This is a genomic window from Bacillus sp. ISL-46, assembly GCF_018613205.1.
The window spans coordinates 15509-37373 of sequence record NZ_JAGGQR010000011.1 but is presented as its reverse complement, the minus strand read 5'-3'; the positions used below and the strand labels follow the sequence as shown (position 1 = coordinate 37373).

Below are 21865 nucleotides of genomic sequence, written 5' to 3'. Positions count from 1 at the left end.
TTAATTTATAAACCTATGAAAAGAGACCGGGGTATACATACCCGGTCTCTTCATTTTATAGGATGATCTTTAAAATGCTTTGGTGTAACACCTGTAAATTTCTTAAATACTTTTATAAAATAGCTTTGATCCGTAAAATTTAATAGAGTACAAATTTCAGATAAGGAATAGGATGATAAAGCTAATAAATTTTTTGCTTCTTCTATTTTCACTTTTTGAATATATTCGCTCAAAGAAATTCCTGTTTCTTTTTTAAAAAGCGAGGATAAATAATTTGGAGTCAATTGTACCAGCTCTGATAATTGAGACAATGTAATGTTTTCATATACATGGTTAAAAATAAAATTCTGACAGAGTGAGATAGGTTTAGAATACTGTTCAATTTGGCTGATGTGAACTCTTTCAGCAAAGTCACCAAATGCTTTTTCCATTAATTTCTTTACCTCATGAATATCCTGTAATTCTTCGAGTCTTTGAATATATAAATCACTTAAGGAATAGGCGATTTCTGGATATAAACCGCCTTCCATTGCAGCTCTAGTGGCTAAGGTAATGCCTGAAATGGTTAAATTCTTTTCACTTCTTAATTGGCTATTCTTTGATAGGACTCCATATTCAAATTCCTCATTTGCGATGTTCAAATAGTTTAACAGTTCCTCTTTTTTTCCTTTTGTTATTGCTCCAAAAAGTTTCTTTTCAATTAAATAATCATGATGGAATTTAGTATTTTGACGTCTTAAAGATATTTCCAAATCGGGACTTTCAGTAAGAACCTCCTGATCCTCCATTATTTGATTCTGTTTGATAACATAGTCTGTATCAAGTAATTGATGATAGATCATATAGTGGACAAGGATACCGGCACGTGTCAAGTCATGAAGCTTCATAACTGGAAGTGATTGATAGTAAAGAATAATGAATTCTTGATCGATAAAAAATCCAAGGTCATGATTCATCCTTCTTATCATATCTTTAGAGTAATTAGTAAAAACGGATGGACCGCCAATAATACTCCCTTGGAATGTATCTCCACCCTGTAAATTAACAGTCAAGTAATTTTCAAGTAATTTAGTCGATTTGATTATCGGGTATTCTGATGAATCATCGTTTCTCATTAGCTGTCTTAAATAGTCTAATTTTGCAAGGTATAGTGGGTTTTGTCTGTAACCTGATGATGATTCAAAAAGTAATTCACCTTTTGAATCAAATAGGTAAAAAGGAATTTTCAAAGTCTCATTCATATGCCTGCAAATATACTCTAAGTGGTCTCTATTAAGATATGGCATGCTTAGTTAGTTCCCCTTTTAAAGTAAACGAATTCAATATTATTTAATTTAGTTAATAAGATAATACTATTTTTCGATAAATATTACCATAACTAACAGCGAGAAATTAATACAATATAAAAATAGAAAGCGTTTTCTATTAACCATACTAGGAGGTTCACAATGCGAGATATCAAACAATTAATTTCACAAATGACATTAGAAGAAAAAGCGAGCCTATGCTCAGGATTAGATTTCTGGCATTTAAAAGGAATTGAACGATTAGGAATTCCATCTCTAATGGTAACAGACGGACCCCACGGTTTGCGTAAGCAGGCAGAGGGTGCAGATCATTTAGGAATTTATAACAGTGTTCCTGCCACTTGTTTTCCGTCAGCGGCCGGAATGGCTAGCTCCTGGAATCGCGAACTCATTGAAAAAGTGGGGATAGCTCTAGGAGAAGAATGCCAGGCAGAGGATGTAGCAGTTTTGCTTGGACCTGGAGTGAATATTAAGCGTTCACCGCTTTGTGGAAGAAACTTTGAGTATTTCTCTGAAGACCCTTATTTGGCTTCTGAAATGGCGGCCAACCATGTTAAAGGTGTTCAAAGCCAAGGAGTCGGAACGTCTTTGAAACACTTTGCGGCAAATAATCAGGAGCACCGCAGAATGTCAACCGATGCTGTTGTAGATGAAAGAACATTGCGCGAAATTTATTTGGCCAGCTTTGAAGGTGTGGTCAAACAGTCCCAGCCATGGACCGTTATGTGTTCCTACAATAAAGTAAACGGAGAATACGCTTCTGAGAATGAATATCTGTTAACTGATATTTTAAAAGAAGAGTGGGGCTTTGAAGGTTTCGTTGTTTCCGACTGGGGTGCGGTAAATGAACGTGCAGACGGGCTTGCAGCTGGATTGGAACTAGAAATGCCGTCTAGTAACGGTATCGGCGACCAAAAAATTGTCAATGCAGTAAAAAGCGGTGAACTATCTGAAGAAAAATTAGATAAAGCAGTAGAACGATTATTGCGCATTATTTTTATGGCAGTTGACCATAAAAAGGAAAATGCAGTTTATGACGCAGATGCCCATCACCAGCTGGCCAGAAACATGGCAAGGGAAAGCATGGTGCTTTTAAAAAATGAAGAAGCTATTCTGCCGCTGAAAAAAGAAGGAACGATTGCGGTTATTGGAGAATTTGCCAAGAAGCCAAGGTATCAAGGTGGGGGAAGTTCTCATGTAAAACCGACAAAGCTTGAAAACATTGTGGAAGAAATCGAGAAAACAGCTGGGAAGCACACGAATGTGTTATATGCTCAAGGTTACAGTCTTGACTCTGACGAGATCGATGGAACGCTTATTGCAGAAGCAAAAGACGTGGCGGCTCAAGCTGATACGGTTATTCTTTTTGCCGGGCTTCCTGACCGTTATGAATCTGAAGGCTATGACCGCGAACATTTGCGCATGCCGGAAAACCACCGTCAATTAGTCGAAGCTGTAGCGGAAGTGAACCGCAATATCGTTGTCGTGTTAAGCAACGGCTCACCGATTGAAATGCCATGGATTGGCAATGTAAAAGGGTTACTCGAAGCATATTTAGGTGGTCAAGCACTTGGAGGTGCCATCGCAGATTTATTATTTGGCGATGCAAATCCGAGTGGAAAATTGGCGGAATCCTTTCCTAAACAACTAAGCGATAACCCTTCTTTCCTGAACTTCCCGGGAGAAGGCGACAAAGTGGAATACAAGGAAGGTATTTTTGTTGGTTATCGTTACTATGATACGAAAAAAGTTGAACCGCTATTCCCGTTCGGATTTGGATTAAGCTACACTACTTTTGAATATAGCAATCTTTCAATCAGTCAAAAAGAGATTCAAGATACCGAAACGGTCGCAGTCAGTGTAACTGTTAAAAACACAGGTGTTCGAGCTGGAAAAGAGATTGTGCAGCTTTACGTAAAAGATGTAAAAAGCAGTGTCAACAGACCTGAAAAAGAGCTGAAAGGCTTTGAAAAAGTCGACTTGCAGCCAGGTGAGGAAAAAACGGTTACGTTCTTGTTAAATAAGCGTTCATTTGCTTACTATAATGTGGAATTGAAAGACTGGCATGTGGAAACAGGAGAGTTTGAAATTCAAGTAGGAGAATCGTCGCAAGAGATTTACCTTAAAGAAAGCATCGTTGTTCAATCAACAGTTTCGATAAGAAAGCAGGTTCATCGCAATACCCTTGTTGGTGATTTGCTTGCTGACCCGGTTTTAGGGCCGTTGGCAACAGAATTAATAAATAAACACAATCCATTCCCGGATTTAGGTGCAAATGAAGGGGATGCTGCAGAAATGATGGAAGCCATGATGAAATATATGCCGCTCCGTGCATTAGTGAACTTCAGCATGGGTGCGTTTACAGAAGAAATGTTAACAAATCTGATGGACGAATTAAATCGATTCTCGGGTAGTAATGAAACTAATCTTGTTAAGAAATAAGTAGATTACACCTTTTTTGCCCCCCTTCTCATAGAGTGTGGGGGCAAATAAGTAAGATATATTTTAGTTCAAATTACTCTGGTTAAGGTTTCTGTAAGGAAAAGAAATCATTATATAAACTAAAATTTGTTTAGCGTGTTTAGTAGCAGGGAAAATTGTTTCTTAACCCAAAGAAATCGATCATAAGGGAAAAGATTACAATAACCGAATTTATAAAAACAAATTAAAGCTGTCTCACAAGCTTATTTAAAAATAAAAAACCCACGGAATATGACTTACCGTGGGTTTTATTTTGCTATGGTAACCAACCGGGGTTCAAAATTCACCAATCGTAGTCTGTAAAGTTCCGAATAGCGGATGTATTAAAACCAAATTTTGATTTATTCCTTCCTAGGTTGTCTCTTTGTTTACTGTACATGAATTCCTTTCAATGAGTTCTGTATCAACAAACAATTTTATTTTATCAGAGTCATTATTTTCAATTTGTCTAATTAGTTTTTCAACTGATAATAATGCAATCTTGTCCTTTTTCACATGTATTGTCGTTAATTCAGGAGTAATTACTTGTGATTCAAAGATGTTATCAAAGCCGATAACAGAAATGTCTTCTGGAACTTTTATTCCTAATTCAGTCAGCGATTTTATTACGCTAATGGCCATATAATCCGCTTCACAAAATAAGGCCGTCGGTAATTGATCCATCCGTTTTTTGATTTTTTCTTTAAAAGCATCCTGGGATGAAATCACTGTTGGGGATAATGAAAAGTAATTATTTTCGGCAATTTTTAATCCGTGTTCAGTGAGTGCCTGTAAAAATCCTTTTTTTCTCATGTCAAAATTATACATTCTAGTATTTGATCCTACATAACCAATTTGTTCGTGTCCTAACTCATTTAAATATTGTCCTGCCTGGTATGCACCATATACGTTGTTCATCACGACAAAGTTTACGTTTAACGTTTCAAAACAAGTATCCAGGACAACTATATTCGGTTGTATGTTTGCGACTATATTAATTTGCTCTGGCGTTAAGTTGGTACCTAACAATAATATACCTGCCGATTTTTGTTCTTGTTCGAGCCTCGATACTTCCTCTTGAAGGCTTTCTATGCTGATAGATGAAACCGTAAGAGAATAACCACTTGAGCCGATATGTTTGTCAAGATTATGAATTAACTCCATAAAAAAAGGGAGCGATTCATATTGCTCTGTTACTATACCTACATTTGTGCAAGCAATAAACCTCAATAATTTTGTGTTTGGCTGAAAATATTGATCAGCTTTAATAATGGGGCGCGGAATGTATCCATGTTCTTGAGCGATTCTTAGGACTTTCTCGCGTGTTTTTTGACTTACCCCATTTTTCCCATTTAACGCCAGAGAGACAGCAGATTTTGAGACATTGGCTAATTTAGCAATATCATCTATTTTCATAAAATATAACACCTACCCACGTGATAAATAGTACTCGATATTTATATAAACTTATTTTATTAAATTATAGCATAAAATAGTTAGTTTAGTTATTGTTTAGTTCATTCAAATCGGAGAAAAAACAAATACTTATGATATAAATCCTTATTTATCAATCTTTAGAAAGGAAACTAAATAAGAACATCAAAATAAAAATGTTTATTATATTCTATAAATTACTAAATAAATTTATTAAATTAATTGACTGATAATTTAATAGTTGATATTATAGGTTCAAGAAGATGATATGTAACTAAATAAATTTAGTTGTTGGAATTACATAGGAGGCATAGGAAATGGAAAAGATTAAGCTTGGATTCGCACCCACTCGAAGATTTGTATTTAGTAAAGAGGATGCATTAAAGTTTAAACAATTAATTAGAGAGAAAATTGAGAGCTTTGGATTGGAAATGGAAATTGTTGATTTGGAAGGGATTAATGAAGAAGGGTTGTTGCATGAACGTTTAGATGAACCGGCCATTATTAAACGATTTAGAGATGCAGAGGTGGATGCTGTATTCTTCCCACACTGTAACTTTGGAACAGAGGATATTGTTGCACGAGTAGCAAAAGCAATTGGCAAACCTGTTTTACTTTGGGGTCCAAGGGATGAGGCTCCACTGGAAGATGGGATGCGTCTTCGTGATTCACAATGCGGAATTTTTGCAACAGGTAAAGTGCTAAGAAGATTTAATGTTAAGTTTACATATATTACGAATTGCAGTGTGGATAGCCCTGTTTTTGAACGCGGGTTTAAGAATTTTATTGGTGCAGCCAATGTTGTAAAGCAATTTACTAATCTACGAATCTTGCAGATATCCACTAGGCCCTCTGACTTTTGGTCTGTTATCTGCAATGAGGGTGAATTGTTAGAGACGTTTGGAATACAAATTCATCCGATCACTCTCGAAGAGTTGAAAAAAGGAACATTGAAGATAGAAAAGTCTGATAGCCCAGAATTAGATGAAGCAATTGGCTATATCAAGGAAAAGCTTGATTGGAGTGGAGTAACAGAACAGGATGTCCGGCGAATCGCTTCATTAAAAGTAGCGATGAAACAAATGGCTGCAGATACAGGAAGTACAGCGATTGCGATTCAATGCTGGTCAACCTTACAAGATATTATTGGCATTATGCCATGTTTGGCAAATGCGATTTTGACAGACGAACAAATTCCAGTAACCTGTGAAACAGATATACATGGTGCGATAACTTCCATTATGGTTCAAGCAGCTACATTAAATACGAAACCAACGTTTTTCGCAGATATTACCGTACGTCATCCTGAAAATCCAAATGGCGAGTTATTATTCCACTGCGGAAATTTCCCTGTATCGTTAAGTGTAGAAGAAAAGCCAAAGCTAAACAAACATTTCTTATTTGATGATCATTCTCCTGGAACTCATGAAGGAGAAATAAAGGGTGGAGAAATGACACTTGCACGTTTTGACGGAGATCATGGTGAATATTCTATATTCCTTGGAAGAGCAAAGGGCATTGAAGGGCCATTCACCAGAGGTTCATACGTTTGGGTGGAAGTAAATGATTGGCCATTATGGGAAGAAAAGTTAGTGAAAGGTCCATATATTCACCACTCAGTAGGTGTTCATGCGAACGTAATCCCGGTCCTGTTTGAGGCATGTGAATATATTCCTGGGTTGACTCCTGATCCGGTAGATCCAACTGAAAGTGAAATTAGAGCATGGCTTCGTGGGAGCGACCTTAATAAATAAAGCTGGGGGGTAAAAAGGATGACTAAAATTGAGTTTCTAAAACGTAAAGCAACAGAAATTCGAATGGAACTGCTAAAAATGATTTATGAGTCGGGTACCGGTCATACAGGTGGTTCGCTTTCCAATACCGATATCTTAACGGTTCTTTACTATCATATTATGAATGTGGATCCAAAGAATTCTAAATGGGAAGATCGTGATCGATATATACAGAGTAAAGGGCATGCCGTTGAATCGTACTGGGCGATATTAGCAGATAAGGGATTTTTTCCGAAAGAGGAATTAAAAACATTCTCCCAATTTAATACAAGATTAATAGGTCACCCAAACAATAAAGTGCCTGGTGTAGAAATGAATACAGGTGCGTTGGGACATGGGTTGCCAATCTCAGTTGGTATGGCCTTGGCTGCCAAAATGGATGAAAAATCGTATCGAGTCTATACCTTAATGGGGGACGGCGAGCAGGCAGAAGGGTCAGTTTGGGAAGGGGCTATGGCCGCTTCTCAGTACAAGCTGGATAATTTAGTCGCTATTATTGATCGCAATAGATTGCAAATAACAGGAAGTACCGAGGATGTTATGTCCCTTGAACCGTTAGGGGATAAATGGAGATCGTTTGGCTGGGAAGTCGTACAAGTTGATGGAAATGATATCGAACAGTTAGTAGAAGTTTTGAGCAATACGCCTAGAGTGAGCGGAAAACCAACGATGATTGTTGCCAATACAGTCAAAGGCAAGGGAATTTCATTTGCTGAAAATGTAGCAAAATGGCATCATTACGTACCTAATAAAGAAGAATATGAATTAGCAATGCAAGAACTTTCAAAGCAACTGGAGGTGCTACAATGACTAAAGCGGCTTTAAAAAGTGTAAAAGGAAATAAGATCGCTAATCGTCAAGCTATCAGTGATGTTTTAGAAGAATTAGCGAAAGAAAATAGAGATATTTTAGTCTTAACCAGTGATTCCAGAGGATCAGCTTCTCTTCTGAATTTTGGGAAAGAATTACCGGATCAAATTGTAGAGGTCGGAATTGCAGAACAAAATCTCGTTGGGATTGCATCGGGCTTGGCGGCTTCTGGTAAAAAACCATTTGTTGCATCACCTGCTTGTTTTTTAAGCATGAGAAGTATTGAACAAATCAAAGTAGATGTTGCGTATTCCAATACAAATGTGAAACTAATCGGCATTAGCGGCGGCGTTAGTTACGGTGCACTAGGCATGTCTCACCATTCTCTGCAGGATCTCGCTGTGACCCGTGCCATTCCAGGTCTAGATGTAATGATGCCAGCGGATCGTCATGAGGCGAAAAAAATGATTAAAGCATTAGTTGAATATGATAGACCGGTATATCTTCGAATTGGTCGCAATCCAGTTGAAGATTCATATGTATCTGAAGACTATGAGTTTCAAATTGGTAAAGCAGTGACGATGAAAGAAGGAACAGATATAACCATTATTGCAACTGGCGAGACGGTCAGAATTGCATTAGATTCCGCAGAAGCCCTTCAACAGGAAGGAATCGATTGCCGGGTTATCAATATGCATACGATTAAACCATTAGATAAGGAAGCGATTCTAAGGGCTGCTCAGGAAACAGGAAGAATTATCACCATCGAAGAGCATAGCATTTATGGCGGTTTAGGTTCAGCGGTAGCTGAGGTTGTTTCACAAAGCCACCCGATACCGCTCAAGATTCTTGGTCTGCCAGACGAACCGGCGGTTGCAGGAAAAACAGCTGAAGTGTTTGAACACTATGGATTAAGTGTAAGCAATGTTACCAAGATTGCCATGCAGATGGTGAATAATGGATGAGGTGTTCCTATGACAAACGAGAAATATATTCTTTCGATTGATCAAAGTACATCGGGAACAAAAGTATTGCTCGTTAATACGAGAGGACAAATAATTCATAAATGTTCTGTAAGTCATACACAATACTATCCACACCCAGGATGGGTAGAGCATGATCCGGTTGAAATCTATGAAAATGTTAAAACACTGTTGGAAGAGATGGTTCAAACATCTGCCGTCTCACAAGATAATTTAGCTGTTTTAGCGATTACAAATCAACGAGAAACGATAGTCGTTTGGGATAAAGAAACAGGAATCCCAGTTTATAATGCTATCGTTTGGCAATGTCGAAGAACTTCTGACAATTGCCAAGAGCTTAAAGAGCAGGGATATGAACATCTTATACAATCAAAAACCGGGTTAAAGGCAGATCCATATTTTTCTGCATCTAAGGTAAAATGGATTATGGATCATGTAGATGGCGTCAAAGACAGAGCAAGAGAAGGCGAGCTCCTACTTGGAACGATTGATAGCTGGCTCATCTGGAAATTAACAGGTGGGAAGGTCCATGCAACCGATTATACGAATGCAAGCAGAACTCTTTTATTTAATATTCATACCCTTCAGTGGGATGAAGAGTTGTTGGAACTTTTTTGTATCCCTAGAGAAATGCTTCCTGAAGTAAAAGATTCCAATGAACTATTTGGTGTTACCGAGGATGCAACTCTTCCGTTCACACAACTTCCAATCTCAGGTGTAATTGGAGATTCACAAGGTGCTTTATTTGGGCAGAAATGTTTTGAGCCGGGAATGGCCAAAGCGACATATGGTACAGGCACTTCCGTACTGATGCAAACTGATGGAATGGTGGATGGTACCAATGGTTTAGTCACTTCCATTGCATGGGGAATGAATGGGAAAGTAAGTTATGCACTGGAAGGGATTATTAATAGTACCGGTGATACGATTAAATGGCTGAAGGAGCAGCTCGAATTGATTGATGAAATTGATGAGGCTGAGCAGTTGGCAAGTTCTATATCAGATAATCAGGGTGTCTATCTTGTACCAGCTTTTGTAGGCTTAGGAGCTCCTTACTGGAAACCGTACACTCGTGCCGCAATTATGGGAATGAGCCGCAATACCGGAAAACAACATATCGTGCGTGCAGCATTAGAAAGTATCGCTTATCAGGTTAAGGATATTATTGAACTGATGCAATCAGAATCCAATATTCAAATAAAAAGTGTAAAAGTGGATGGAGGCGCAACAAGCAACCGCTTCTTAATGCAATATCAAGCAGATATGTTGGATAGCGATGTTATTGCTTCAGAAATAGCTGAATTATCTTCAATGGGCTCTGTTTATTTAGCGGGTTTAGGAGTCGGAATTTGGAAATCCACAGAAGAAATAAATAAACTTAATCAAGAACATGAAATGTATCACCCTTTGATGACAAGTGATGTAAGGGATAAGTATTATCAAGGGTGGAAGCAGTCAGTAAATGGTGTTTTAATATATTAAATAATTCTACCGGCTGGAGGTTATCAATTTGGAATTTACAGAAAAAACGAAACTAGGTAATGTTTTGTCTAATAAAGAAGCTAGGGGCATATTGGAAAAACATATACCGCAACTTTTTGATTTAATGCTTGATCCAAGTCTAGGTACATTTATTAGGTTAGCTGATTTACCACAGCTTGCTTCGTATATTCCAGAATTAACACTGACGTCGGAAATTGTAACAGCACTGCAGCAGGATTTGGCAAAGGTCTCGGAGGAGTCGGAGGACAGCGGTGAGATTACACCGGCTACTGATTATGAAGATGAATCGGTGGTTAGAGGATTGGCGGCGATTACACTGCCTGATCATGTCGACAAGTGGGGCGTATTCGAGTTGAAATTGCAGGGCCCTGATCACGGAAATCCGTTTGTCGACGTAGCTCTGAGTGCTGAATTTAGTTTTGAAGATAGAACACTGGAAACACTAGGTTTCTATGACGGAGAAGGCGTTTACCGGATTAGATTTATGCCTGACACTGAAGGAAGCTGGGCATTCCGGACGAAAAGCTCCGCCAGATCACTTGATAGCATTGAAGGTCAATTTGTCTGTAAGGAAGCATTGGAAGGGAATCATGGTCCGGTTCGTGTACAAAATACATTTCATTTTGCTCATGAGGACGGAACAAGGTATATTCCGGTCGGTACGACTTGTTATGCATGGGTCCATCAGGAGGAAAGTTTGATTAAGCAAACACTGGAAACGCTTGAAACATCTCCTTTCAACAAAATGCGTATGTGTGTTTTTCCTAAATCGTATTCTTTCAATACCAACGAACCTCCCTTTTACCCGTATGAGGGATCGATTGAGGAAGGTTGGGATAATACTCGATTCAATCCATTGTTCTTTCAACATTTGGAACAAAGAATTATCGATCTCGGAAAACTTGGTATCGAAGCAGATTTGATTTTGTTCCACCCATATGATCGATGGGGATTTGCGGATATGATAAAGGGCGCTGACGATCGGTATTTGCGATACATCGTTGCCCGTCTTTCCGCCTATCGACATGTTTGGTGGTCTTTGGCCAATGAGTACGATTTAATGTGGTCTAAGGAAATAGATGATTGGGAACGTTTTGCAAAAATTATTACGGAAAATGACCCTTATAATCATTTGATCTCTATCCACAACTGTTTACAATTTTATGATTACAACCGACCATGGATTACTCATTGCAGCGTTCAACGCATTGATGTATACAAGACGGCAGAAAGCACTGATGAGTGGCGGAAACAATGGAATAAGCCAATTGTTATAGACGAATGTGCATATGAAGGAGACATTGATCAAGGCTGGGGCAACATTCCTGGTGAAGAAATGACACGCCGATTCTGGGAAGGTGCCTTAAGAGGAGGATATGTTGGGCATGGTGAAACATACCTGCGTCCAGATGAGGTTTTATGGTGGTCTAAAGGCGGCAAACTACATGGAAGCAGTCCCGATCGTATTGCATTCTTAAGGGGCATCATGGAAGAAGGTCCAAAAGATGGATTGAATCCTTTGCAAATGTCATGGGATGCACCTGCGGCAGGAATACCGGACGAATATTATCTTTTCTATTACGGCTTTAACCAGCCTCGCTTCAGAGAATATCGGATGAAGCCAGGGACGAAGTATAAAGTAGAAGTAATTGATACGTGGAATATGACAATTAACGAATTGGAAGAAATCTATGAAGGAAAATTCCGAATCGAGCTCCTTGGCAGACAATACATGGCAGTCAGGATGTCAAGGATCTAATCTAAACAGGTATCTTCCCTTGAAAGTTTGAAAATATTATATATTTTAATATAGTTACGAAACAAAAATCAGCCAGGAAGCGTCTCCGGCTGGTTTTTTTGTTCGATATATTCTTTTTTGCATTGTCAGCGATATTGACATTTAGGAACCTGTTTGCTCAATAAATTCTCCACAGAGCTTGTTAAATTCAATTGTCCTTCCAATCAAAGTTTTCAATAAAGCGTACAAATGCCTTAACAACATTCCATTCCAGAGATTCCTTATGATAATACATCCACGTTCTTCGCAATATAGGATTTCCTTCTTGATCAAGTAGGTGGATTTTATGTAAATCTTCTATACCGGTAAGTACCCTGCTGGACAGGATGCCATAGCCTAAACCATTTATAACCATTTCCTTACAAGTATCAACTTGGTCAACTTCAATACTAATAAAGGGCGCTTGCGAATAATTTTCACCCCACCAATGATCAATGATTGATTTTAATAAATAATCCCCTCTATATTCAATTCTCGGAAGACTAGGGAGATCCATAATATCAATTTCATTCATAGAAGCAATGCAAATCTTTTCCTCAAATAATTGTTGTTTCGATAACCCTCGCCATCCATAATCTCCCCGAACAAAGCTGATATGAACATCCTTATTGTGTATAAGCTGCGTTACGTCTCTGCTCCATCCTGTAGTTACCTTGAATTCCACATGAGGATATTGCATTTTAAATAGTTTCAAAACATAAGGAAGTGCATAATTGGCAAAAAAGTTGGATACCCCCAATTTCAACGTACCTACCACTTTATCACTTTCGGTATGACTCATATTTTGGACATTTTCTTTAATCTTTTCATAATGAGCAAGGGCTTCCTCAGCACAATGAACAAGATATTCTCCTTGTGGGGTAAAATGCACTCCTCTGCTTTCACGAGTTACGATTTTAACGCCTAGTTCTTCCTGCATATGCTTTAATCGAGTCGTTAACGCGGGTTGAGTAAGAAATAAGAGGCGAGCTGTTTTTGTTAGATTCTTTTGATGATAAAGCACCTTTAGTATTTCCCAGTCACGATAATCCATTTTTCCACCCATCTATCTGATATAAATATTTTTTATAGATTAATATAATTTTTTAGCATTTTATTTATTTCAATTATTACATTATCCTTATTCTAAAGCAATTGATAATTACTTCACTAAATAATCCGAAACAAAGCATATAAAGTAACACAACAATGGGGGAATTGGGAATGGGAGTACAAAATAACGAACATAATCCATGGAGGAAATTTAATGGTCCAAACCTGGGCTATGTAATCGAACAATATGAGCGGTACACGAACGGGGAAGACACCATTGATCCAAAATTAAAAGAGCTTTTTATTAAATGGGGCTCCCCTTTGTCTTTTGAATCAAGTCATACTGAAGAACCCCTCAATAATGAATCTGTCAATTCCATAAATTCCATAAATACACAGAAAGTACTTAAAATAGTAAAACTACTTGAAGATATTCGTTCAAACGGTCATTTAGCGGCAAACATGAACCCATTACAAGGGAATTCACAAAATCCAGAGATATGTAATCTAGAAAAACATGGGGTAAGTGAGCAAGATCTGAAAGCGATTCCATCCAACCTTGTTTGGGAGGAGGCACCAGCAGGTATTCAAACCGCATGGGATGCTATCAACCATTTAAAGCGTATTTATACCTCCACACTAGCCTATGAATTTAACCATGTGCAACATATGGATGAACGAGCATGGTTAACTCAAATGGTGGAGCAAGGTTCCTTGCATCGCTCCTTATCTAAAGAAGAACAAACGAACTTGTTACAGAGTTTGACAGAGGTTGAAGGATTTGAACAATTTTTGCATAAAACCTTTGTCGGTCAAAAGAGATTTTCCATTGAAGGCGTTGACATGCTTGTCCCCATGCTGAATGAAGCCGTGCACGAAGGTGTCGGGGATGGAGCACGTAATGTCGTGATTGGAATGGCGCATCGCGGCCGCCTAAGTGTCCTTGCGCATGTGTTAAACAAACCATACAGAAAAATGTTCTCTGAATTTCAGCACTCGTCTGCCAAACAACAGGGTCCGTCAGAAGATTTGGTCGACATAAGTGAGGGCTGGACTGGAGATGTGAAATACCATTTAGGCCGAAATCGATTCATGGAAGGCCCCGGAAACGTTCGCGCACGTATTACTTTAGCCAATAATCCGAGTCATCTTGAATTTGTTGATCCGGTAGTCGAAGGTTTTGCAAGAGCTGCCCAAGAAGAACGAAAGCATGCTGGTTACCCTAAGCAGGATGTTAAGAGGGCGTTTGCGATTTTGGTCCATGGTGATGCAGCCTTTCCGGGCCAGGGGATTGTAGCGGAGACCTTGAATTTAAGCGGGTTAAAAGGATATCGAACAGGTGGAACCATCCACATCATTGCCAACAACATGGTCGGCTTTACGACAGATAGCCACGATTCTCGTTCAACGAGATATTCGAGTGACTTAGCAAAAGGATTTGAGATTCCGATTGTACATGTAAATGCGGACGATCCAGAAGCATGTCTGGCTGCCGTTCGTCTGGCTTATCAATACCGAACTCGGTTCCAAAAGGACTTTTTGATTGATTTAGTTGGGTACCGGCGATTTGGCCACAATGAAATGGACGATGCAGCAGTCACCCAGCCACAGGTTTACAAAAAAATCGCGAACCATCCAACGGTAAGAGCGGTGTATTCCAAACAGTTGCAAAATAGTGGCATTCTCAAACTAGAAGAAGTGGATGAAATTAATCGCAGCGTACAAGAAATGTTGAAAGCTGAGTTTGAAAAAGTGTCTGAAAAGAAGCAGAGTGAACCTCCTGCAGAAGTAGAGGTTCCGAGGGTGATCGCTAAAGGAATTCCGCCAGTAGAAACAAGCGTGCCACTTGGTACCCTTCGTGAATTAAACCAAGATTTGCTGAAATGGCCGGAAGGTTTTCATGTATATCCAAAGTTAAAACGGATTCTGGAGCGCCGTAATTCGGCACTAGAAGAGAACGGGAAAGTAGAATGGGCGGTAGCAGAAGTGCTGGCATTTGCGTCGATGTTAAAAGATGGGACGCCGATTCGTCTAACCGGCCAAGATTCTGAGCGTGGAACGTTTGCGCAGCGGCACATTGTGCTCCACGACTCCGAAACAAACGATACCTATTCACCACTGCACCAGCTTCCGCAAGCACAGGCTTCGTTTGCGGTTCATAATAGTCCGCTGTCTGAAGCAGCGGTTGTAGGTTTTGAATATGGATATAATGTATTTGCTCCTGAAACACTTGTCATGTGGGAAGCACAATATGGCGACTTTGCCAACACAGCACAACCCCTCTATGATCAATTTGTTTCATCCGCAAGAGCGAAATGGGGGCAAAAATCAGGGCTTATTCTCCTGTTGCCTCACGGGTATGAAGGCCAAGGTCCGGAGCATTCAAGTGCCCGTCCGGAACGCTTTTTACAGTTAGCAGCTGAAAACAACTGGACAGTTGCCAACCTGACTAGTGCAGCCCAATATTTTCATATTTTACGCCGTCAAGCAACCATCTTAGGAACAGAGTTTGTTCGGCCATTGGTGATTATGACGCCAAAGAGTCTGCTTCGTCACCCGTTAGTCGCTTCTCCAGGTACTGCGCTAAGCGAAGGCCATTTCCAAACAGTAGTGGAACAGCCTCAGCTCGGAAAAGAGACAGACAAGGTAAAGCGTTTAGTATTAACAACTGGTAAGATGGCCATCGATCTGGCTGTAGAAATCGATTCAACGAAAGAAAATCGAAACTTAGAAGAGATACACATCGTTCGAATCGAACAATTGTATCCATTTCCTCAGGAAAAAGTAGAAGCGATCATGAAGCGTTACCCAAACTTGAAGGAAATCATTTGGGTACAGGAAGAACCGAAAAATATGGGCGCGTGGCACTATATCGCCCCAATTCTTTTTGATCTTGCTTCCGGGAGCCTGACAGTTGGTTACATTGGACGTCAGGAGCGTTCAAGTACGGCAGGCGGCGATCCAATCGTTCATAAAAAGGAACAAGAACGCATTATCCAACAGGCTTTGAACTATATAGAGTCTAGTAGGTACTCAGAAACAAGAAAGAGAGTTTAGTTCTAACTATCCATCATCACTCACAAATTACGATAGTTGAAATACTAGCATAATAGGAGACTTACCATCATACCTAGGAGGATACACCACATGATAGAAATAAAAGTACCAGAACTGGCAGAATCCATTACAGAAGGAACCATTTCACAATGGCTCATTAACATTGGTGATAAAGTGACCAAAGGAGATAGTGTTGTTGAGCTGGAAACAGACAAAGTGAATATCGAATTAAATACCGAATACTCAGGTATAGTTTCAAAATTATTAAAAGAGACGGGCGATATCGTCGAAGTAGGCGATGTAATTGCGATTATCGAAGAGAATACGGCTGCAGGAGCCACTCCAGGCACTCCAACTGTTCCAGCTGCAGCTTCGGAAAGACCGGCAGAAGAAACTTTTAATCAACAAAGCAACCAACCTGAGCCAGAACTTTCGAAAGCCGCACGTCCAATTGCTTCACCAGCAGCAAGAAAATTGGCAAGAGAACGGGGAATCGATTTACACCAAGTAAGCAGCCGTGATCCACTTGGCAGAATTAGAACAGAGGATGTAAAAGCATATACACATACACCTGCGGTTAAAGAAGAACCAAAGTTGGAAAAGACCAGCCCAAAACCTGTCGTACAACAAATAGATGAAGAGTTTGACAAACCAGTAGAACGTGTGAAAATGTCCCGCCGGCGTCAAACCATCGCTAAACGCTTAGTAGAAGTCCAGCATACAGCGGCGATGTTAACCACATTTAACGAAGTGGATATGTCTGCTGTTATGGATTTACGCACGAAGCGAAAAGATGCCTTTTTCGAAAAACATGGTGTTCGTCTTGGGTTCATGTCGTTCTTTACAAAAGCCGTGGTTTCGGCTTTGAAGCAATTCCCGCTTTTAAATGCTGAAATTCAAGGCGATGAATTGATTTTGAAGAAGTTCTATGATATCGGAATTGCCGTGGCAGCACCAGAGGGGTTGGTCGTACCGGTTGTACGCAATGCGAACCAGAAAAACTTTGCCGAAATCGAACAAGAAATCAGTAATCTCGGTAAAAAAGCTCGTGATAATGCCCTTACTTTAAATGATTTACAAGGTGGAACATTCACGATTACAAACGGCGGAGTTTTCGGTTCATTAATGTCAACGCCGATCTTGAATAGCCCGCAAGTGGGGATTCTCGGTATGCATAAAATCCAAATAAGACCAGTAGCGATTGATCGTGAACGAATGGAAAACCGCCCGATGATGTATATTGCCCTTTCTTACGACCATCGAATTGTCGACGGAAAAGAGGCTGTTAGCTTCCTTGTTGCAGTGAAAGAATTGTTGGAAGATCCTACATCTTTATTATTAGAAGGTTGACTTCGCCCCTGGATAAATCCAGGGGATTCTTTTTTAAACCTTCATCAAAGCCGCCTTTCGGCCGGGGCTTCCAGGTCTTACTACTTCTCCAGTCATTACGACATGTAGTAAAAACTCAATACCGCAGCCCAATCATAGGCACTACGCCACTGCCCTTTGAGCCTCATTGTGCGAGACAATGGGAGCTAAAAGGACTCGGCGATACTTTGTATCTTCTCTTTTCGGTAGTTCCCGATTTTTCGTTAGCTGTTTATTGATAGACTTGTCCAAAATATTCATGGCGCCTATTACATCCCGATGTCCTTCCGCGCCACAACGACAGTCGAAGTTTCGATTCCTTTGTTTGCGGAATTCTCCACATGACGGGCACGTGCCGGAAGTATAGGACTCTTCCACAAGTTGGACTTTGACTCCTCGAAGTTTTAGTTTGTATTTTATTTTTCCGATTAATTGCCCAAAACTCCAATTGGACAATTGTTGATGAATTTCTTTACGGGTTTTCCTTTCCTTTTTCGTATTCTTTTGAACGCCATCCGGTGTTCCTATATAGAGTGTTTTAATTTGGTTTTCCACACACCAATCCGTGACCATTTTCGAAATAGCATGCAATAGATACTCCATTCTCCGTTCCAGTTTTTCTAAAAAACGGGTTTACGCAAAATGAGTTTATGCCTTTTATTCGAACCTGGCTTCTTCCGGCTAATCAGCTTCTGAAACTCTTTCAACCTTTTGTTTCTGTAGCGCTGTAACGAGCGAAGTTCTCTTCCTGTTACAATGAGGTGAATTTCCCATTACTTAAAACGGCCGCATGGATGATTCCTAAATCGCAGCCGGCTTCCTTTTTACCTTGAACCTGTTTTTGTTTTTGTACTTCCACTGCTAGATGCATCCAGTATTGATTTTTGTGCCAAACGATTTCGGCACTTTTTATCGTATGGAAATCAATGTGCTTCGGTTGAGGGATTACTAAGGGGGATTGTTGTTTTCCATTGCTAAACTTGAGCTTTTTACCGTTCAATGTAATCGCACTTTTTTTATATTTAACGGAAAAGAACTTTTTGTATTTCCAAGGGTACCGCCACTGTTTCTCACCTTTTGCCCGTAGCTCCCTTGTTCTTTTGCAAGTTTCTTCATGTAACTCGATGGTCGCTTGAATCGTTTGCGAATGTAATTTATGTGTGGTGGCATTGTACCATTTCTTTTTTTCAGATGCATTTGTCCAAACCTGATAGGCATCATATAGCCACCAATGGAGATCTAAGCAGTCATTCCACAAATTTGCTGCTTCCTTACGTAGAGTATCGACTAAGTTTCTCTCCTCGCCGGTTAAACGGAGCGGAAATTTCCGAATGACAATATCACCTTTCGATTCTTTTTTCTTCTGCTTTTTCATGTTCTTTTTATGGGGTTTCATTTATTTTCCACCTCTAAACAGAACATTTGTTCTGTATACTTATTATACTACTATGGATTAGGAATTGATAGTGAAAAGAGAAAAATATGGCTTATATCTCCATTTCTTACCCCACTATTTGATAATATCTTTATAGGAATCGAGTGTTTAAATTTAATATTGAATAAAATAGAGATGGGAGGAGTCCATCTCTATTTTTTTTGCGTGCCCAGCAAGCCGTTAATTGCTATTTCACCACTTCTTGCAAATATCTATCTGAATACAATGGATAGGCTATGGCAGAAGAAATTTGCTCATCTCGGTGAACTGGTAAGATATGCAGATGACTACGTCATCATGTGTAAAACCAAACAACAAGCATTGGAAAGTAAACAAGTTATTCAGTCAATAATGGGGAAATTAGACCTTTCTATTAATCGAAATAAATCGAGATTAGTCAATTTGTGGAATGACATAGATGGCTTTGATTTCTTAGGATTTCATAATCGGAAATTCCTAATTAGACGAAAAGGTGGAAACACGTTATATGTCATGTCCCATATCCCGAAAAGAAACGCAATGAAGAAAATGCGTGCAAAGATTAAAGCATACACAGAACCAAGGAATAAATTATATTTAGACATCAGTGACTTGGTTAAAGGGCTAAATAGGAAGCTACAAGGTTTCAAGAATTATTACCTTCTCTCAACTCACGCAAAGAAATGGCTAAATCGCATCGATTGGTATGTGTTAGAGCGACTTACCTTGTTCTACAACAAGAAAAAGAATAATCGAAAGAAATATGGGAATATGAAGGATGTAAGAAAAGAAATTGAACATATTTTAGTGAAATTAGCTAGTTAGTTACCGTAAAGCCAAAGAAAGAAGAACGTCGGAAAGCCGTATGAGGGAAAACCTCACGTACGGTTTGATGAGGAGGAACTGAAAGTAAAAGAGATAGCCGTGAGGCTATCCCATTGAATCAGTTTCTTACTCTACATTGAAACTGGTCTGCTCAACAATCCCCAAACATCCCAAAAAAGTCCGTACACAAATCAAAAAAATGGAGCACTATCGCTCTAATTACTGCTGGGATATCATGATTGTATTGGCGAACAATAACGAGAATTCTTAAATTACGAATTCGAAACCTGAAAGAAAAGGGGAAAGGGATATGACCATTCAGAAACTAGAAAATCAAATAATTATAAGAAACGAGAAATTTATCAAAACAGCAGAACAATTTAAGCCAGAACTAAATGAAACAATAGTGAAGCCTACTTCAATTGTAGAAATAAAAGCGGATACAAAGGCGATTCATGGCTGGAGGTCGCAGGTTATTGCCCCGGCTTCCGCTCTAGCAGACTACGAAAATAAAAAAAATGATTCGTGTATTCTAGATTTTGGAGACCATCAGGTTGGGTATCTATCAATGAAGATTCATCCAGCTGGCAGTCCCCCTGATGCCCCTCTCAAACTAAAATTGACCATTGGAGAAATGCCTGTTGAAATGGCTGAACCGTTTGAAAATTATAATGGATGGCTCAGCAGTTCATGGCTGCAGGAAGAAACTATATTTGTGGATGTATTGCCCGCTGTAATATCATTGCCTCGTCGTTACAGCTTTAGGTATGTAAAGTTTGATATTATCGATACATCACCTAAATACCAGGTTGTCTTTGAAAATGTGGAATGTAGAGCTGTTACATCGGCCAATATAAGTGCAGTTAAAAAGAGTTTACATCAGGATGTGGAACTTCAAAAAATAGATGAAATTAGTATTAAAACACTTGCGGATTGCATGCAAGATGTATTTGAAGACGGACCGAAACGTGATCGTCGACTTTGGCTCGGCGACTTACGATTGCAAGCACTCGCAAACTATGAAACTTTCGGAAACAATGACCTTGTTAAGCGTTGCCTATACCTTTTTGCAGGTGTTTCAGATGATAAAGGTAAGGTTCCGGCAAATGTTTTTGTTGCTCCACAACTGATTGCAGATGATACCTATCTATTTGACTATTCATTGTTCTTTGCTTCTACTTTACATGATTATTACTTTGCCACAAGTGATTTAGAGACTTTGAAAATTCTTTGGCCAACTGCTTATCACCAGGTTGAACTTGCCCTTGAAAGACTGGATGAAAATAATATTTTGAGAGATTCGTCCGACTGGTGGTCCTTCATTGATTGGCAGGAAGGGTTAAACAAACAAGCTCCGTCACAAGCAGTGTTAATCTATACTATGAAGCAAGCCATACTTCTGGCTGAAGAATTAAATATAGAAGAAATAGTTAGTTTGAAAGACCGATTATCAGAAATTGTAGAAGCTACGAAAACACATTTGTGGGATGATGAGCAGCAATTTTTTATCAGCGGTTCGAACTGTCAAGTTTCTTGGGCAAGCCAGATTTGGATGGTCCTTGCGGGTGTTTTGACTAAGGAAGAAAGTAATAAACTAATGAAGCGTCTTTTAACTGAAAATCCAGCTGTTGGAATTGCAACGCCATACATGTATCATCATTTGATTGAAGCCTTGCTGGTTTCAGGAGAAAAAGAGCTGGCAATCGCAGAAATGAAGAACTATTGGGGCGGCATGATTCAAGATGGAGCGGATACGTTCTGGGAATTATATGATCCGAAAAATAAAGATTTTTCTCCTTATGGAAGCCATTTAATTAACAGTTATTGTCATGCGTGGAGCTGTACTCCAACTTATTTAATAAGAAAATATGGCTTATAAGAGGATTATATTGAAAGGACAACCATTTATTATTATTGGTTGTTCTTTTTGTTTTTGCTGTTTAGTAAACTTTGTTTTTTTGAAAAACTATCTTCTGTGGAAAATCCAACACTACATCTTATACTTGGTAATAACTTAGGTTAGACTTTTTCTTACTTAGATCGTTTGCTAATACGCTTCCTAAGAGCGCTTATGAAGGACA

At 39.2% G+C, this 21865-nt stretch carries 14 protein-coding genes and 1 pseudogene; 10 read left to right on the top strand and 5 right to left on the bottom strand.

Features of this window, described 5'->3' with window-relative positions:
• Positions 1-50 precede the first annotated feature (50 nt).
• Positions 51-1286, bottom strand: a complete 1236-nt coding sequence (locus J7E67_RS05325) for a helix-turn-helix domain-containing protein (protein WP_214731136.1) — start codon at positions 1284-1286, stop codon at positions 51-53.
• Positions 1287-1448: 162 nt separating this feature from the next.
• On the opposite strand from J7E67_RS05325, the gene J7E67_RS05320 reads away from it, so the two are divergent.
• Positions 1449-3749, top strand: coding sequence for a glycoside hydrolase family 3 C-terminal domain-containing protein (locus J7E67_RS05320; protein ID WP_214731135.1), 2301 nt, complete (start codon positions 1449-1451; stop codon positions 3747-3749).
• 390 nt (positions 3750-4139) lie between these two features.
• Here the strand turns inward: J7E67_RS05320 and J7E67_RS05315 are convergent, their stop codons facing one another.
• Entirely contained in the window at positions 4140-5183 is a 1044-nt protein-coding gene (locus tag J7E67_RS05315; RefSeq protein ID WP_214718373.1) for a LacI family DNA-binding transcriptional regulator, read from the bottom strand.
• 335 nt (positions 5184-5518) lie between these two features.
• On the opposite strand from J7E67_RS05315, the gene J7E67_RS05310 reads away from it, so the two are divergent.
• The 5 genes from J7E67_RS05310 to J7E67_RS05290 are packed head-to-tail and all read left to right on the top strand — an operon-like array spanning position 5519 to position 12049.
• Positions 5519-6955, top strand: coding sequence for an L-fucose/L-arabinose isomerase family protein (locus tag J7E67_RS05310; RefSeq protein WP_214718375.1), 1437 nt, complete (start codon positions 5519-5521; stop codon positions 6953-6955).
• Between the two features lie 18 nt (positions 6956-6973).
• Positions 6974-7804: a transketolase gene (locus J7E67_RS05305; RefSeq protein ID WP_214731133.1), complete on the top strand. Its 831-nt coding sequence runs from the start codon at positions 6974-6976 to the stop codon at positions 7802-7804.
• A complete protein-coding gene (locus J7E67_RS05300) occupies positions 7801-8769 on the top strand; it encodes a transketolase family protein (RefSeq protein ID WP_214718379.1) in 969 nt (322 codons plus the stop codon). Before J7E67_RS05305 ends, J7E67_RS05300 begins: the two co-directional genes overlap by 4 nt.
• Positions 8770-8778: 9 nt before the next feature.
• Positions 8779-10269, top strand: coding sequence for a glycerol kinase GlpK (gene glpK, locus J7E67_RS05295; RefSeq protein ID WP_214731132.1), 1491 nt, complete (start codon positions 8779-8781; stop codon positions 10267-10269).
• Positions 10270-10297: 28 nt separating this feature from the next.
• Positions 10298-12049, top strand: coding sequence for a DUF5605 domain-containing protein (locus J7E67_RS05290; protein ID WP_214731130.1), 1752 nt, complete (start codon positions 10298-10300; stop codon positions 12047-12049).
• Between the two features lie 187 nt (positions 12050-12236).
• On the opposite strand, the gene J7E67_RS05285 is transcribed toward J7E67_RS05290, so the two are convergent.
• Entirely contained in the window at positions 12237-13121 is an 885-nt protein-coding gene (locus J7E67_RS05285) for a LysR family transcriptional regulator (protein ID WP_214718383.1), read from the bottom strand.
• A gap of 170 nt (positions 13122-13291) precedes the next feature.
• Between J7E67_RS05285 and J7E67_RS05280 the strand changes: the two genes are divergently transcribed.
• A complete protein-coding gene (locus tag J7E67_RS05280; protein ID WP_214731128.1) occupies positions 13292-16177 on the top strand; it encodes a 2-oxoglutarate dehydrogenase E1 component in 2886 nt (961 codons plus the stop codon).
• A 90-nt stretch (positions 16178-16267) separates the two neighbouring features.
• Positions 16268-17527: a 2-oxoglutarate dehydrogenase complex dihydrolipoyllysine-residue succinyltransferase gene (gene odhB / locus J7E67_RS05275; protein ID WP_214718386.1), complete on the top strand. Its 1260-nt coding sequence runs from the start codon at positions 16268-16270 to the stop codon at positions 17525-17527.
• A gap of 141 nt (positions 17528-17668) precedes the next feature.
• On the opposite strand, the pseudogene J7E67_RS05270 reads toward odhB, so the two are convergent.
• Positions 17669-18163 (bottom strand): annotated as a pseudogene (locus tag J7E67_RS05270) (RNA-guided endonuclease TnpB family protein); the annotation flags it as partial.
• 133 nt (positions 18164-18296) lie between these two features.
• Entirely contained in the window at positions 18297-18941 is a 645-nt protein-coding gene (locus tag J7E67_RS05265; RefSeq protein ID WP_214718388.1) for a hypothetical protein, read from the bottom strand.
• 159 nt (positions 18942-19100) lie between these two features.
• Here J7E67_RS05265 and J7E67_RS05260 point away from each other — a divergent pair, with 159 nt between their 5' ends.
• The gene (locus tag J7E67_RS05260; RefSeq protein WP_251026579.1) at positions 19101-19784 is read left to right on the top strand and encodes a reverse transcriptase domain-containing protein; all 684 of its coding nucleotides are present in this window, start codon (positions 19101-19103) and stop codon (positions 19782-19784) included.
• A gap of 310 nt (positions 19785-20094) precedes the next feature.
• Complete coding sequence (locus J7E67_RS05255; RefSeq protein ID WP_214718391.1) at positions 20095-21663, top strand: alpha-L-rhamnosidase-related protein; 1569 nt, start codon at positions 20095-20097, stop codon at positions 21661-21663.
• Positions 21664-21865: the final 202 nt, after the last annotated feature.

Coding starts and splice junctions, on each gene's coding strand:
- J7E67_RS05325 (WP_214731136.1), bottom strand. CDS start 1,286: ATGCCATATCTTAATAGAGACCACTTAGAGTATATTTGCAGGCATATG.
- J7E67_RS05320 (WP_214731135.1), top strand. CDS start 1,449: ATGCGAGATATCAAACAATTAATTTCACAAATGACATTAGAAGAAAAA.
- J7E67_RS05315 (WP_214718373.1), bottom strand. CDS start 5,183: ATGAAAATAGATGATATTGCTAAATTAGCCAATGTCTCAAAATCTGCT.
- J7E67_RS05310 (WP_214718375.1), top strand. CDS start 5,519: ATGGAAAAGATTAAGCTTGGATTCGCACCCACTCGAAGATTTGTATTT.
- J7E67_RS05305 (WP_214731133.1), top strand. CDS start 6,974: ATGACTAAAATTGAGTTTCTAAAACGTAAAGCAACAGAAATTCGAATG.
- J7E67_RS05300 (WP_214718379.1), top strand. CDS start 7,801: ATGACTAAAGCGGCTTTAAAAAGTGTAAAAGGAAATAAGATCGCTAAT.
- glpK (WP_214731132.1), top strand. CDS start 8,779: ATGACAAACGAGAAATATATTCTTTCGATTGATCAAAGTACATCGGGA.
- J7E67_RS05285 (WP_214718383.1), bottom strand. CDS start 13,121: ATGGATTATCGTGACTGGGAAATACTAAAGGTGCTTTATCATCAAAAG.
- J7E67_RS05280 (WP_214731128.1), top strand. CDS start 13,292: ATGGGAGTACAAAATAACGAACATAATCCATGGAGGAAATTTAATGGT.
- odhB (WP_214718386.1), top strand. CDS start 16,268: ATGATAGAAATAAAAGTACCAGAACTGGCAGAATCCATTACAGAAGGA.
- J7E67_RS05265 (WP_214718388.1), bottom strand. CDS start 18,941: ATGAAACCCCATAAAAAGAACATGAAAAAGCAGAAGAAAAAAGAATCG.
- J7E67_RS05255 (WP_214718391.1), top strand. CDS start 20,095: ATGACCATTCAGAAACTAGAAAATCAAATAATTATAAGAAACGAGAAA.